Annotated in this window: 13 protein-coding genes and 1 riboswitch; of the genes, 7 read left to right on the top strand and 6 right to left on the bottom strand. The window is 65.3% G+C overall.

Annotated features, from left to right (window positions below; translation table 11 throughout):
- Positions 1–238: 238 nt before the first annotated feature.
- Both SO139_RS43185 and SO139_RS43180 read right to left on the bottom strand, forming a co-directional pair.
- The gene (locus SO139_RS43185) at positions 239–613 is read right to left on the bottom strand and encodes a response regulator (RefSeq protein WP_449382201.1); all 375 of its coding nucleotides are present in this window, start codon (positions 611–613) and stop codon (positions 239–241) included.
- Between the two features lie 34 nt (positions 614–647).
- Positions 648–1,517 (bottom strand): MJ0042-type zinc finger domain-containing protein, encoded by an 870-nt coding sequence (locus SO139_RS43180; protein WP_474801086.1) that lies wholly within the window; start codon positions 1,515–1,517, stop codon positions 648–650.
- A gap of 163 nt (positions 1,518–1,680) precedes the next feature.
- On the opposite strand from SO139_RS43180, the gene ftsE reads away from it, so the two are divergent.
- The 4 genes from ftsE (at position 1,681) to SO139_RS43160 (ending at position 5,082) form a co-directional block, all read left to right on the top strand.
- A complete protein-coding gene (ftsE, locus tag SO139_RS43175) occupies positions 1,681–2,340 on the top strand; it encodes a cell division ATP-binding protein FtsE (protein ID WP_027522156.1) in 660 nt (219 codons plus the stop codon).
- Complete coding sequence (locus SO139_RS43170; RefSeq protein ID WP_474801089.1) at positions 2,333–3,301, top strand: cell division protein FtsX; 969 nt, start codon at positions 2,333–2,335, stop codon at positions 3,299–3,301. The genes ftsE and SO139_RS43170 overlap by 8 nt, the downstream gene beginning before the upstream one ends.
- Positions 3,302–3,378: 77 nt before the next feature.
- A complete protein-coding gene (locus tag SO139_RS43165; protein ID WP_474801091.1) occupies positions 3,379–4,083 on the top strand; it encodes a YdcF family protein in 705 nt (234 codons plus the stop codon).
- A gap of 225 nt (positions 4,084–4,308) precedes the next feature.
- A complete protein-coding gene (locus SO139_RS43160) occupies positions 4,309–5,082 on the top strand; it encodes a lysophospholipid acyltransferase family protein (RefSeq protein ID WP_449382197.1) in 774 nt (257 codons plus the stop codon).
- Here SO139_RS43160 and SO139_RS43155 read toward each other — a convergent pair.
- Entirely contained in the window at positions 5,079–5,681 is a 603-nt protein-coding gene (locus SO139_RS43155; RefSeq protein WP_449382196.1) for a gamma-glutamylcyclotransferase, read from the bottom strand. The genes SO139_RS43160 and SO139_RS43155 overlap by 4 nt on opposite strands.
- Before the next feature lie 110 nt (positions 5,682–5,791).
- Between SO139_RS43155 and SO139_RS43150 the strand changes: the two genes are divergently transcribed.
- Positions 5,792–6,976, top strand: coding sequence for a DUF2125 domain-containing protein (locus SO139_RS43150; protein WP_474801093.1), 1,185 nt, complete (start codon positions 5,792–5,794; stop codon positions 6,974–6,976).
- A gap of 148 nt (positions 6,977–7,124) precedes the next feature.
- Here SO139_RS43150 and SO139_RS43145 read toward each other — a convergent pair whose 3' ends face one another.
- Genes SO139_RS43145 through SO139_RS43135 form a run of 3 tightly spaced genes read right to left on the bottom strand, consistent with a single transcriptional unit; the run spans position 7,125 to position 10,047 of the window.
- A complete protein-coding gene (locus SO139_RS43145; protein ID WP_449382194.1) occupies positions 7,125–8,060 on the bottom strand; it encodes a prephenate/arogenate dehydrogenase family protein in 936 nt (311 codons plus the stop codon).
- The gene (gene hisC, locus SO139_RS43140; protein ID WP_449382193.1) at positions 8,057–9,157 is read right to left on the bottom strand and encodes a histidinol-phosphate transaminase; all 1,101 of its coding nucleotides are present in this window, start codon (positions 9,155–9,157) and stop codon (positions 8,057–8,059) included. The genes SO139_RS43145 and hisC overlap by 4 nt, the downstream gene beginning before the upstream one ends.
- A 29-nt stretch (positions 9,158–9,186) precedes the next feature.
- Positions 9,187–10,047, bottom strand: a complete 861-nt coding sequence (locus tag SO139_RS43135; RefSeq protein ID WP_449382192.1) for a chorismate mutase — start codon at positions 10,045–10,047, stop codon at positions 9,187–9,189.
- A 194-nt stretch (positions 10,048–10,241) separates the two neighbouring features.
- Positions 10,242–10,321: riboswitch (SAM riboswitch) on the top strand.
- 90 nt (positions 10,322–10,411) lie between these two features.
- Between SO139_RS43135 and metX the strand changes: the two genes are divergently transcribed.
- Together metX and metW are read left to right on the top strand one after the other, a co-directional pair.
- Positions 10,412–11,611 carry a homoserine O-acetyltransferase MetX gene (gene metX / locus SO139_RS43130; protein ID WP_474801125.1) on the top strand — a complete coding sequence of 400 codons (1,200 nt, stop codon included), beginning with the start codon at positions 10,412–10,414 and terminating at the stop codon, positions 11,609–11,611.
- A gap of 2 nt (positions 11,612–11,613) precedes the next feature.
- The gene (gene metW, locus SO139_RS43125; RefSeq protein ID WP_449382190.1) at positions 11,614–12,276 is read left to right on the top strand and encodes a methionine biosynthesis protein MetW; all 663 of its coding nucleotides are present in this window, start codon (positions 11,614–11,616) and stop codon (positions 12,274–12,276) included.
- Positions 12,277–12,415 lie beyond the last annotated feature (139 nt).

Genomic DNA, 12,415 nt, shown 5'->3' with positions numbered 1-12,415 from the left:
TTCAGCAACCTCAGTCTGGCCTCAGACCCGGTCGCTATCCACTCCCCATGGAATCTTCGCTGCGCTCGCAATGACGAGTTGGTGGGACGTGTTTACTAAACCCTCAGCCGTCATCGCCCGGCTCGACCGGGCGATCCAGTACGCCGCAGCGGTTCATGGAACGTCGGGCGTCTCTGGAATACTGGATGCCCCCGCTTTTTCGCGGGGCATGCAGAGGAGTGCGAGGTTGGCGTACCGCCTACCCCTTCTTCGCCGCGAGCGCGCCGGCGACTGCGTTGCGGATGTCCGCCACGGAAAACGGCTTCGTCACCACGTCATGCACCAGCGCGTTCAGGTTCGACGCGCGCTCGCGCTGGTCGGCAAAGCCGGTCATCAGCAAGATCGTCAGGTCCGGAAAGTCGCGCGCGGCCGAGAGTGCGAGCGCGATGCCGTCCATCACGGGCATCTGGATATCGGTGAGCAGGAGGTCGAACGCGCCGTCCTCGCGCGTCAAGATTTCCAGCGCTTCGGCGCCGTCCTGCGCGGTGACAGTCTGATGGCCGTCCATCGCGATGGCCCGCGCCACCAGCGTGCGCATGGACTCCTCATCATCGGCGATCAGCACCTTTGGCATCGGGCCAAACCTTTATGGAAGCTGGCAGCCTCGGTCACGCGCTGCCGCCGGCAATGTCGCGCCGGTTGAAGAAACGAATATCGATATTGCGGCCTTCAGGTGGCGGCGAGGCCAGGCGCGACTTGAAGAAGGCGCGCTCGCCGGGATGAAGCACGGTCTGCTCCAGCACCGCGTTCCAGGCGTAGATCTCGGCGCCTTGCGCGTCCCGCACGGCGAAGCGCAGGCGGGGGATATCGACCGTCTTTCTGGTCTCGCCGACGATCACGCCTTCGATCACCAGCACCTGCTTGCCGTCCACGGTCTCTGAAGTGACCTTGACGTCCCTGAAGGCGAGGCCGCGCAGGTTCACCTCGATGCCGATCATCTTGTAGAACGCCGCGGTCTGCGGCAGCAGCCGGACCATGTCGGCGCGCCAGACCATGAGAGCAACGGCCAGCGCGCCCATGGCAACACAGGCGGTCGGCAGACCGAAATGGGACTTTCGCGGCGGCCGGCTCACCGGACGGGCGACCCCAGCCCGGCGGCGGAACAGCCCGCGGAACCAGGACTGGTGCGGCTCTCCGGCCAATTCGTCGTCGGCCGCCTCGGCTTCCGACCAGTCGTCGTCCTTGGCTTCCTCGGTGGGCCAGTCGCTGGCGATCGAGGGGCTGTCGACCACCGGCGTGGCGGCGTCCTCCCGGGCGTAGGTGTTCCACTGCTCCGCGATATCGGACGGGTCCTCGGCCTGGCTCGCCGCGGCCATGGCCGATGCGTTAGCTTTCTCCTGCACTTCCTCGACGGCGTCCTCGGGCCGCGCCACCCAGGTCTCCTTGCAGCGGGAGCAGCGCACGGTGCGCCCATTCGCCCCAAGGCTTGCGAGCTTGATGGCGTAGGATGTCGTACAATGGGGGCATACGATGTGCATGGACCAGCCTCGGCGATGACCCAGCCATAGCGGAACCGGGCTCTTTCGATGCTACAAGGCGACCGTTAACGAATCGGAAACCATAACGGCCGCACAAGGCTTTCATCGCGTGCGGCAGAGCTGTGCGGCGTGCGCCGCGCCCCCACCTCGACCGGAGCTGAGCTTGGTTCGGTTCGAAAATGTCGGATTGCGTTACGGTCTGGGGCCGGAGATTCTGCGCGACCTGAGCTTCCAGATCCCGGCGCACTCCTTCCAGTTCCTCACCGGCCCCTCGGGCGCCGGCAAGACCTCGCTGCTGCGCCTGTTGTTCCTGTCGCTGCGGCCGACGCGCGGCCTCGTCAATCTGTTCGGCCACGACATCTCGCTACTCGGCAAGGACGAGATCGCCGATTTACGCAAGCGCATCGGCATCGTGCTCCAGGACTTTCGCCTGCTCGACCACATGACGACCTACGAGAACGTCGCGCTTCCGTTCCGCGTAATGGGCCGCAGCGAATCCAGCTACCGCAAGGAGGTCATCGATCTCCTGCGCTGGGTGGGCTTGGGCGAGCGCATGGATGCGCTGCCGCCGATTCTGTCGGGCGGCGAGAAGCAGCGCGCGGCGATCGCGCGCGCGGTGATCTCGCGGCCGCAGCTTCTGCTCGCTGACGAGCCGACCGGCAGCGTCGATCCGACGCTTGGTCGCAGGCTGCTGCGGCTCTTCATCGAATTGAACAAGTCCGGCACCGCCGTCATCATCGCGACCCACGATATCGGGTTGATGGACCAGTACGAGGCGCGCCGGCTCGTGCTGCACCAGGGACGGTTGCACGTCTATGAATAGGACCGACGAGCGCGGCGTCTTCGTCGATCTCGGACAGGAGCGTCCGCAGGTCCCGGCGAAAGCGCGCAACATGTCGCCGATCGTGCCGCGCGCCTCGATCCATGGCCGCGCGCTGGTCGCGGTCGTCGCGATCATGACCTTCCTCGCCTCGATGACGACAGGGATGGTGCTGCTGGTCAGCGCGTCGGCGGCCGAATGGCAGTCAAATGTTGCGAGCGAAATCACCATCCAGGTCCGGCCCCAGGCCGGTCGCGATATCGAGCGCGACGCCACTGCTGTGACGGAAGCAATGCGGGCGCAAGCCGGCATCGTCGAAGTCAAGCCGTTCAGCAAGGAGGAATCCGGAAAGCTGCTCGAGCCTTGGCTCGGCACCGGCCTGTCGATGGACGATCTTCCGGTGCCGCGCATGATCATCGCCCGCGTGCAGCCGGGCACCGCGCTCGATCTTGCCGCCTTGCGCAGCCGCGTGGCGCAGGTCGCGCCAACCGCGAGCGTCGACGACCACCGCGCCTGGATCGAGCGGATGCGCTCGATGACCAACGCCACCGTGCTCGCAGGCCTCGGCATCCTCGCACTCGTCATCGTCGCGACCATCATCTCGGTGTCGTTCGCAACCCGCGGCGCGATGGCCGCCAACCGGCCGATTGTCGAGGTCCTGCATTTCGTCGGCGCCGGCGACCGCTACATCGCCAACCGTTTCCTGCGGCATTTCCTTCGCCTCGGTCTCGAAGGCGGCGTGATCGGCGGTGGCATCGCCATGCTGGTGTTCGGCTTCTCCGAGTCGATCGCCGGCTGGTTCTCCGGCACGCCGGTCGGCGACCAGTTCGCCGCCCTGCTCGGCACTTTCTCGCTGCGGCCGTCGGGTTACGTCGTGCTCGCGGTGCAGGCGGTCCTGATCGGCGCGATCACGGCGGTGGCGTCGCGCCAGACACTGTTCGCGACGCTGAACGACGTCGATTAAGGCGTCGTGCGTCAAACCGGACTCCACTTCATCCAAAAACCTTCTAAAATTGCCAGGGGAAGGGACCACTACATCGTATGACCTCGCCGACCGACGATCGATCGCCGAAGTTGCCGCGCGGCTGGCTCCGCGCGGCCCTCGTGTCGATGCTCGCGTTCGCCTTCGTCGGCGCGGCGGCGGGTTTCGTCGCGTTCCTGTCGCAGCTGCGCGGCGCCGAGCTGGCGCCGGACCGCAAGGCGGACGGCATCGTGGTCCTGACCGGCGGATCGTCGCGCGTGTCGGATGCGATGGAGCTGTTAGCTGCGGGCTATGGCCAAAGGCTCTTGATCTCCGGCGTGCACCCGACCTCCACGGTCAGCGATATCTCGCGGACACTGCCGGAGAACCAGTCCTACATGCGCTGCTGCGTCGATCTCGACCGCTCCGCGGTCTCGACCCGCGGCAATGCGGCTGAGGCGCGGCGCTGGGCGCATGAGCGCGGCTTCAAGTCGCTGATCGTGGTGACCTCGAACTATCACATGCCGCGCGCGCTGGTGGAATTCTCCCACGCGATGCCGGAGATCGCGCTGATCCCGTTTGCGGTGGTCGGCGACAAATGGCGCGAGGAGCCGTGGTGGACCTCATCCTCGACGTTGCGGCTGCTGCTGTCGGAATATGTCAAATATGTTGCCGCCGAGCTGCGTGTGCGGCTCGAGGATTTCGGGATTGACGTTGCGCCCGAAGTGTCGGAGCAGCCTCTTGGCGTGCAGCCGAAACGGCCTGCCACCGCACAGGCCAACTAACTAAAGCACGATGAGTTTTGGTTGAATCGATGCAGGCCGAGAGTTACCTCTCTTATGGGGAGAGGTCGGATCGGATCACCAGATGCGATCCGGGTGAGGGGGTGTGGTCTCTCGAAAGGCTGCGGCCCCTCACCCGGATTGCTATGCAATCCGACCTCTCCCCGCTGGGGAGAGGTGAACCCAGGCGATCGACTGCACTTAATCTCATCGCGTTTAGGATCGTTGATGTTCTTGCTCTTCCTGCGTTCGCTCGTTTTCAACGTGCTGTTCTACGCCGTCCTGGTGTTCTGGGCGATCATCGCGCTGCCGACCTTTCTGATGTCGCCCCGCGCGATGCTGACGGTTGCCGAATGCTGGGCGAACTCGACGCTGTTCCTGATGCGGGTGATTTGCAACATCAAGGTGGAATTCAGAGGCGTGGAGAAGATTCCGACCGGGCCGCTGGTGATCGTGGCGAAGCATCAATCGTTCTGGGAGACCTTCGTCCTGCCGGGATTCTTCGATCGCCCGATCTTCATCCTCAAGCGCCAGCTCATGCAGATCCCGGTGTTCGGACAGTTCCTGGTCAAGACCGGGATGATCGCGATCGACCGCAATGCCGGCGTCAAGGCGCTCCTGGACATGACGCGGCGGGCGCGCGATGCGGTGCGCTCAGGCCGCCAGCTCGTGATCTTCCCGGAAGGCACTCGCCGCGCGCCGGGCGCGCCGCCGGATTACAAGACCGGCTTCGCCCAGATTTATTCGGCCTGCGACGTGCCGTGCCTGCCGATCGCGCTCAATTCGGGCCTGTTCTGGCCGCGTCGCACCTTCATGCGCTATCCCGGCACGTTGGTGGTGGAATTCCTGGATCCGCTGCCGCCTGGGCTGCCGAAGGACGAGTACATCGCGCGCGTGAGGGGCGCGATCGAGGAAGCCACGGGGCGCATCGTCGAAGCTGGACGGAAAGAGCAGGAGCAGCTCATCGGCAGCGCGCCGAGCTACGTGGCCTCAAGCGGCTAGCGCTCGGCGGTTGGAGCCGGATCATGCAGGGAGTGCGCATCGTTGTGCAGGAGAGCCGCGAGCTGGTGCAGTTGCGTGTCGCGAAAACCTTCGGCCTCGATTGCCTTCACCGTCGCGGTGACGTAGTCGCGATTGGCACCGGACTGGCCGTGGCCTTGCAGCACGTGGCGGTGCTGCTCGGCAAGCGACAGGCGTCCCGCATACTGCACATGGCCGCGGTCGACGACGTAGGCGAGGGCGCTGACACGCTGCCGTGCATCGTTCTCGAGCCACACCGAGCGCATCACCTCGCGATAGACCGAGGTCACCTGTTCGCGCTCGCGCAGGTAAGCGACCACATCGGCACGGCTCTTCGCAGCGACACGGAAGGCGATGCCGCGGCAGGCGCCGCCGCGGTCGAGCCCGAGCACGAGGCCCGGCTTCTCGGGCGTGCCGCGATGGACGAAGGAATAGACGCAGAGTGCGCGATGCTCGCCGACCAGCCGCGCCGGCACGCGCTCCTCGAATGCGAAGCCCGGCCGCCACATCAGCGAGCCATAGCCGAACACCCAGAGGTCGCCGGTGGCCGTCGTGACGGAGGGGAGGGTGATTTCGGACATGTTTGGCACCGCTACCAGGGCCCGCCGCCCAGGCGAAGCGAATTCTCCACCCTCTGCAGCAAGCCGACCTCGCTTACATTTGCCATCATCTGGCGTCAAAGGGTCGCCGCATGTCCGATATGACCGTTGCCGCCAGGCGGCGCCCCCGCTGGGGCCTTTTCATCGCGCCCGTCCTGCTCTTGATTCTCGCCGTCGCCTGGAGCGGCTTCTGGTTCTATGCCGCTTCTCAGGCCGAAGTGGCTGCCGACGCCTGGCGCGCCCAGGAGGCCAAGTCAGGCCGGATCTATGATTGCGCCAGGCGCTCGATCGCCGGTTTCCCGTTCCGCTTCGAGGTGCAGTGTTCCGGTGCCAGCGTGTCGCTGGTCTCGCAGACCGCAGGCAAGACGCCGTTTACGGCCAAGCTCGACAACATCCTGGTGGTCGCCCAGGTCTATGATCCCAAGCTCGTGATCGCCGAATTCACCGCACCGGCGACGTTGACCGACGGCGTCACGCAGACGTCCTTCGTGGTGAACTGGAGCAAGGGTCGCAGCAGCGTGGTTGGGTTGCCGGCCGTGCCGGATCGCGCCTCGATCGTGTTTGACGATCCCGCCATCAATCGCGTCGATGGCTCGGTGCAGGTGCCAGTTGCAAAGGCCAAGCAGGTCGAGTTGCACGGACGCCTCGCCGAGGGATCCTCGCGCGACAATCCCATCGTCGAAACCGTGCTGCAGATCGCGCAAGGCAGCATCCAGGGCGTGCATCCGCTGCTGGCCGAGCCGTTCGAAGCAGACGTGCGCTCGAAGATCACGGGGCTAAAGGATCTGACGCCAAAGCCGTGGCCGCAGCGTTTCCGCGAGCTCCAGGCCGCCGGCGGCCATATCGAGATCGTGCAGTCGCGCATTCAGCAGGGCGAGATGATCGCGGTCGCTGCCGGCACGCTCGGTATCTCGCCGAACGGCCGCCTCGACGGCGAATTGCAGATGACGGTGACCGGCCTCGAGCGCGTGATTCCCGCGCTTGGCATCGACAAGATGCTGGAAGAGGGCGTGCCGCAGGCAACGCTGGACCGCGTCGCGCCGGGCGTGAAGTCGCAGGATCTCAACAACCTCTTCGGCGCGCTCGACCGCGCCATTCCCGGTCTCGGCAAGGTCGTGAAGCAGAACGCCAATGTCGGCGTCGCCGCCGGCATCAATGCGCTCGGCACCGAAAGCACGCTCGAGGGCAAGAAGGCGCGCAGCTTCCCGCTTCGCTTCGCCGATGGCGCGGTGATGCTCGGTACGCTGAAGGTCGCGCAGCTCCCGCCGCTGTATTAGGCGGTCTGCGAACGACAATGCTTAACCTCACCCTGAGGAGCCGCTTGCGCGGCGTCTCGAAGGGCGACGCCCCCAGTCGGGCCTTCATCCTTCGAGACGCGCGTTCCGCGCTCCTCAGGATGAGGGGCTGGCACCGCCGTCGTTGCAGCTACTGCTTCGTCAGCGGCGGATGCGGGCGGCCGAAGTCCGGCGCCGCCGAGTCCTGGCCGATCTCGACGATGCCGCGGCGGATGGCGCGGGTACGGGTGAAGTGGTCGAACAGGGCCTCGCCGTCGCCGCGGCGGATCGCACGCGTGAGCTTGGCGAGATCCTCGTTGAAGGTGCCCAGCATCTCCAGCACGGCCTCCTTGTTGGCGAGGAACACGTCGCGCCACATCGTCGGATCGGACGCCGCGATGCGTGTGAAGTCGCGAAAGCCGCCGGCGGAGAACTTGATCACCTCGGACTCAGTCACCTGTTGCAGCTCATCGGCGGTGCCGACGATGGTGTAGGCGATCAGATGCGGCAGATGGCTGGTGATCGCGAGCACGAGATCGTGATGATCCGGCGTCATGATCTCGACCTTGGCGCCGAGCGCGGCCCAGAACGCGCGCAAGCGATCGACGGCGGCTGCGTCGACGCCCTCCGGCGGTGTGAGGATGCACCAGCGGTTGATGAACAGCTCGGCGAAGCCGGAATCCGGGCCCGAATGCTCGGTGCCCGCCACCGGATGCGCGGGGACAAAGTGAATGCCCTGCGGCAGATGCGGCGCCATGTCCCTGACGATCGTGCCCTTCACCGAGCCAACGTCGGAGATGATCGCGCCCGGCTTCAGATGTGCTGATATCTCCTGCGCCACGGGGCCGCAGGCGCCGACGGGAATGCAGAGGATGACGAGGTCGGCATCCCTGACGGCCTCGACATTGGTCGCGACCACGCGGTCGACGATGCCGAGCTCTGCGACGCGGGCCCGCGTCTTCTCCGATCGCGCCGTTGTGACGATCTCGGACGCCAGGCCCTGAAGCTTCGCGGCACGCGCGATCGAGCCGCCGATCAGGCCGAAGCCGATCAGTGCGACGCGCTGGAAGTGCGGGGCGACGCTCATTTCCCGCCGCCCATGAAGTCGCGCAGGCCCTCGACCACGAGGCGGTTGGCCTCCTCGGTGCCGATGGTCATGCGCAGTGAATGGGGCAGGCCGTAATTCTTCAGCGCGCGCAGCACCAGTCCCCGCTTGGTCAGGAAGGCGTCGGCTTCGTCCGAGGTCTTGCCCTTCTCTGCCGGAAAATGAATCAGCACGAAGTTGGCAACGCTCGGCGTCACCTTCAGCCCGAGCTTGCCGATCTCCTCGGTCAGCCAGTTGCGCCAGGTCTCGGTGAACTGCTTCGACATCTGCTGATGCGCGGTGTCCTCGATCGCGGCGACCGCGGCATACATCGCCGGCGTCGAGACGTTGAACGGACCGCGGATGCGATTGACGGCGTCGATGATATGCGCCGGACCGAACATCCACCCGACGCGCAGCGCGGCGAGCCCGTGGATCTTGGAGAAGGTGTGGGTAACGACCGTGTTCTCAGTGGTCGCGACCAGCTCGATCCCCATTTCGTAGTCGTTGCGAGACACATAGTCGCAATAGGCGGCATCCAGCACCAGCAGCACGTGCGACGGCAGGCCGGCGCGCAGGCGCTTGACCTCGTCGAATGGCAGATAGGTGCCGGTCGGGTTGTTCGGGTTGGCGAGCCAGACGAGTTTGGTGCGCGGCGTCACCGCCTTCAGGATCGCGTCGACGTCGGCGGTGAAATTCGCCTCCGCCGCCACGATGTTCCTGGCACCGTTCGCCATGGTCGCGATCGGGTAGACGAGGAAGCCGTGGGTGGTGGAGATCGCTTCATCGCCCTGGCTAAGATAGGTGTGCGCGAGAAGATTGAGGATCTCGTCCGAGCCGGCGCCGCAGATGATGCGGTCGGGGTCGAGCCCATAGCTGCGGCCGATCGCTTCGCGCAGCACGCGCGAGGTGCCTTCCGGATAGTCCTCCAGATGCGTCGCCACATGCGTGAAGGCCTCGATCGCCTTGGGCGAGGGTCCGAACGGCGTCTCGTTCGCCGACAGCTTGAACACCTTGCGGCCCGGCTCCGGCACCGGGCTCTTGCCGGGCGTATAGGGCGCAATATCGAGAATGCCGGGATTCGGCACGGGGCGGGACATCGTCTACTCCGGAAGGATGCGGGGCGGCCTTAAGCCTTCACATCAGATTTGGTCGACCCGTTCGGGGGCACCGTATAGCGCGTTGCATGGCCGCCGACGAGAGCCGACGAGCGGACCGAGGCGCCGGCCCGGATCAGGGCCATTTTAATTTTTTCGAAGCCGATGCCGGTCTCCGACACCAGCAGCGCAGCGCCGTCGAAGGCGGTATCGGGCACCGCGACGATGTCGGCGAGCGGCGCCAGCGCCCTCGCCGTGTCGGCGTTCCAGCCGGACACGCGCACGCTCCAGGTCTGGACCTCCGTGACCATGGCGTCGTCGGCAACCCGCGAGATCACGAAGACGGGCAGCGCGGCCGGATGGTCGGCGCGCTCGAGGAACGGCAGCCGCGCGATGATTTTCGGCGCGCCCTCGGCCTCGAGCTCGCTCCACCATGGCGTGCGGCTCGAGATCGCCGAGACCAGGGCCAGATCACCCTTCGATTTCGCCAGCGCCTCGACGGCGGCCTGCGCGCTGAAATGCGGCACATAGGGCGTGGTGAAGCCGAAATGGAAGCGCGCCGAATCCCGCATCGCGGACTCGCCGACCGAAACGTCGGCATGCACCGAGAATGGCGCCTGCACGTAAGTGAAGGTCGAGATGATGACGCGCCAGATGCTCTCGATGGTGTCGAGCGGCAGGATGCCGCGATGTCGCTCGACGAGGCGGCGCATCATGCTGGCCTCGCGCGCCGGCCGGAAGGCCGAGCCGACCTCCTGCGTCTGCTTCGCCTGGATCAGGCGATCGATGATGTCGCCGCGCTGCATCAGCAGGCGATGCACTTCCTCGTCGATCGCATCGATCTCCTTGCGCAATTCCTGCAACGATGGTGGCGCGGGCGGACGTTGGGACATTTGGGCCAGAGGCTGTTGAGAGGTCTTCAAAAGCGGATCGGCCGAGGCGGACCCGCCGGCGCTATGGGTCTTGATTAGGCAGGATGGACGCCGAAAGCAAAGAGAAATGACGGTCATTTCGCCTGACTTCGCAAGGCTCCCTTTTGGTTAATCGGTACAGCGGCTTGACGAAAACCGCTCCAGCAACTAGTTTTTGCCTGTTCCGTGGTCATTTGAGCCGGCCGGCTTGCAGCCACGTTAAAAAACTCGCTAAACAGGCCGGGGACGCATCCGATCCCGGCCGAACCTATCGTTCAGGCCGGGTTTTTCATGGCCTGATGTCAGCGGCGGCTTGAGGGCCGTCGCCAACGAGGTCGATGGTCAGATGGTTGGCGTCACGTCAGTACCGAGCCCCGCGATCGCCGAAGAGCGCTCGCACGAGGCGGATCATCCGAGTTCGCAGGTTGCGTATTTCGGCGCCGAGCAACCATTGGCGCTCGATTGCGGCATCGATCTCAGCCCGTTCCAGATCGCCTACCAGACTTATGGCGAGCTCAATGCCGAGCGCTCCAACGCCGTCCTGATCTGCCATGCGCTGACCGGCGACCAGCATGTCGCGAATATCCACCCCGTCACCGGCAAGCCCGGATGGTGGGAGACCCTGGTCGGGCCCGGCCGGCCTCTTGATCCTCAACGCTACTTCATCATCTGCGCCAACGTGATCGGCGGCTGCATGGGCTCGACGGGACCTGCCTCGCTCAATCCGGCGACGGGCAAGGTGTGGGGCCTGGATTTTCCCATCATCACCATCCCCGACATGGTGCGCGCGCAGGCGATGCTGATCGACCGTCTCGGCATCGACACGCTGTTTGCCGTGGTCGGTGGCTCGATGGGCGGCATGCAGGTGCTGCAATGGACCGCGGCCTATCCTGAGCGCGTGTTCTCCGCGCTCGCGATCGCCTGCTCGACACGGCACTCCGCGCAGAACATCGCCTTCCACGAGCTCGGCCGCCAGGCCGTCATGGCCGATCCCGACTGGCACAACGGCCGCTATACCGATCACGGCATCCATCCGCATCGCGGGCTGGCGGTGGCGCGGATGGCTGCGCACATCACCTACCTCTCCGATGCCGCGCTGCACCGCAAGTTCGGCCGGCGCATGCAAGACCGCGAGCTGCCGACGTTCTCGTTCGATGCCGATTTTCAGGTCGAGAGCTATCTGCGCTACCAGGGCTCGTCCTTCGTCGAGCGTTTCGATGCCAACAGCTATCTCTATCTGACGCGGGCCATGGACTATTTCGACATCGCCGGCGACCATGACGGCGTGCTGGCGAAGGCGTTTGCCGGCGTCAAGACACGCTTCTGCGTGGTGTCCTTTACCAGCGACTGGCTGTTCCCGACCTCGGAATCGCGTGCGCTGGTGCACGCGCTCAACGCGTCGAGCGCGCGGGTGTCGTTCGCCGAGATCGAGACCGATCGCGGCCACGACGCCTTCCTGCTCGACGTCCCCGAATTCTTCGATATCTCACGCGCCTTCCTGCAATCCGCGGGCAAGGCGCGCGGCCTCAACGGCAAGGGCGGCTAGCCATGTCTGTACAGGAAGTGCTGCCGTTGGGCGGCCTTGCGACCGAACAGTCCGGCCAGTTTCGCGCCGACCATTTGCTGGTTGCGGAGATGGTCAAACACGGCTCGAAGGTGCTCGACGTGGGCTGTGGCGAAGGCGATCTGCTGCAGCTCCTGGAAAATCGCGGCATCGACGGTCGCGGCATCGAGCTGTCGCGCGAGGGCGTCAACCGCTGCGTCGCCAAGGGGCTCGCGGTGGTGCAGGGCGACGCCGACACCGACCTCTTCAACTACCCCGACGACGCCTTCGACTACGTCATCCTGTCGCAGACGCTCCAGGCGACGCGGCAGCCGAAGGTGGTGCTGGAAAATCTCCTGCGCATCGGCCACCGCGCCATCGTGTCGTTCCCGAACTTCGGCTACTGGAAGATGCGGTTGCAACTCCTGATCGGCGGCCACATGCCGCGCACGGAGAATCTGCCGGCGACATGGTACGACACTGCCAACATCCATTTCTGCACCATCAAGGATTTCGTCCAGCTCTGCGACGAGATCGGCGTGAAGATGGAGCGCGCCGAAGCGCTAGATCTCTACGGCCGCCCGCTGCGGCTCAGGCTGCCCTGGTGGGTATGGAATCTGTTCGGCGAGCAGGGCGTATTTCTACTGAGCCGCGGCGGCGGGAAGTAGTAGCCTCCCGTCATTGCGAGGAGCGAAGCGACGAAGCAATCCAGAGTCTTTACGCGGCGAGAGTCTGGATTGCTCACATGGGGAGTTGGTGTGTCAAGGTGGTTGGTCAGCTCTTTGTTCGATTGCAGGCCAGCTCTTC

Source organism: Bradyrhizobium sp. UFLA05-89, from assembly GCF_059803475.1.
The sequence above is the reverse complement of the archived record's forward strand: the minus strand, read 5'-3'. Positions and strand labels throughout refer to the sequence as shown.

Excerpts from the sequence above, each read along its gene's own strand:
- SO139_RS43135 (WP_449382192.1), bottom strand. The coding sequence starts at position 10,047 with ATGTCCCAACGTCCGCCCGCGCCACCATCGTTGCAGGAATTGCGCAAG.
- SO139_RS43180 (WP_474801086.1), bottom strand. The coding sequence starts at position 1,517 with ATGCACATCGTATGCCCCCATTGTACGACATCCTACGCCATCAAGCTC.
- SO139_RS43150 (WP_474801093.1), top strand. The coding sequence starts at position 5,792 with ATGTCCGATATGACCGTTGCCGCCAGGCGGCGCCCCCGCTGGGGCCTT.
- metX (WP_474801125.1), top strand. The coding sequence starts at position 10,412 with ATGGTTGGCGTCACGTCAGTACCGAGCCCCGCGATCGCCGAAGAGCGC.
- SO139_RS43155 (WP_449382196.1), bottom strand. The coding sequence starts at position 5,681 with ATGTCCGAAATCACCCTCCCCTCCGTCACGACGGCCACCGGCGACCTC.
- SO139_RS43165 (WP_474801091.1), top strand. The coding sequence starts at position 3,379 with ATGACCTCGCCGACCGACGATCGATCGCCGAAGTTGCCGCGCGGCTGG.
- hisC (WP_449382193.1), bottom strand. The coding sequence starts at position 9,157 with ATGTCCCGCCCCGTGCCGAATCCCGGCATTCTCGATATTGCGCCCTAT.
- SO139_RS43160 (WP_449382197.1), top strand. The coding sequence starts at position 4,309 with ATGTTCTTGCTCTTCCTGCGTTCGCTCGTTTTCAACGTGCTGTTCTAC.
- SO139_RS43145 (WP_449382194.1), bottom strand. The coding sequence starts at position 8,060 with ATGAGCGTCGCCCCGCACTTCCAGCGCGTCGCACTGATCGGCTTCGGC.
- SO139_RS43185 (WP_449382201.1), bottom strand. The coding sequence starts at position 613 with ATGCCAAAGGTGCTGATCGCCGATGATGAGGAGTCCATGCGCACGCTG.
- metW (WP_449382190.1), top strand. The coding sequence starts at position 11,614 with ATGTCTGTACAGGAAGTGCTGCCGTTGGGCGGCCTTGCGACCGAACAG.
- SO139_RS43170 (WP_474801089.1), top strand. The coding sequence starts at position 2,333 with ATGAATAGGACCGACGAGCGCGGCGTCTTCGTCGATCTCGGACAGGAG.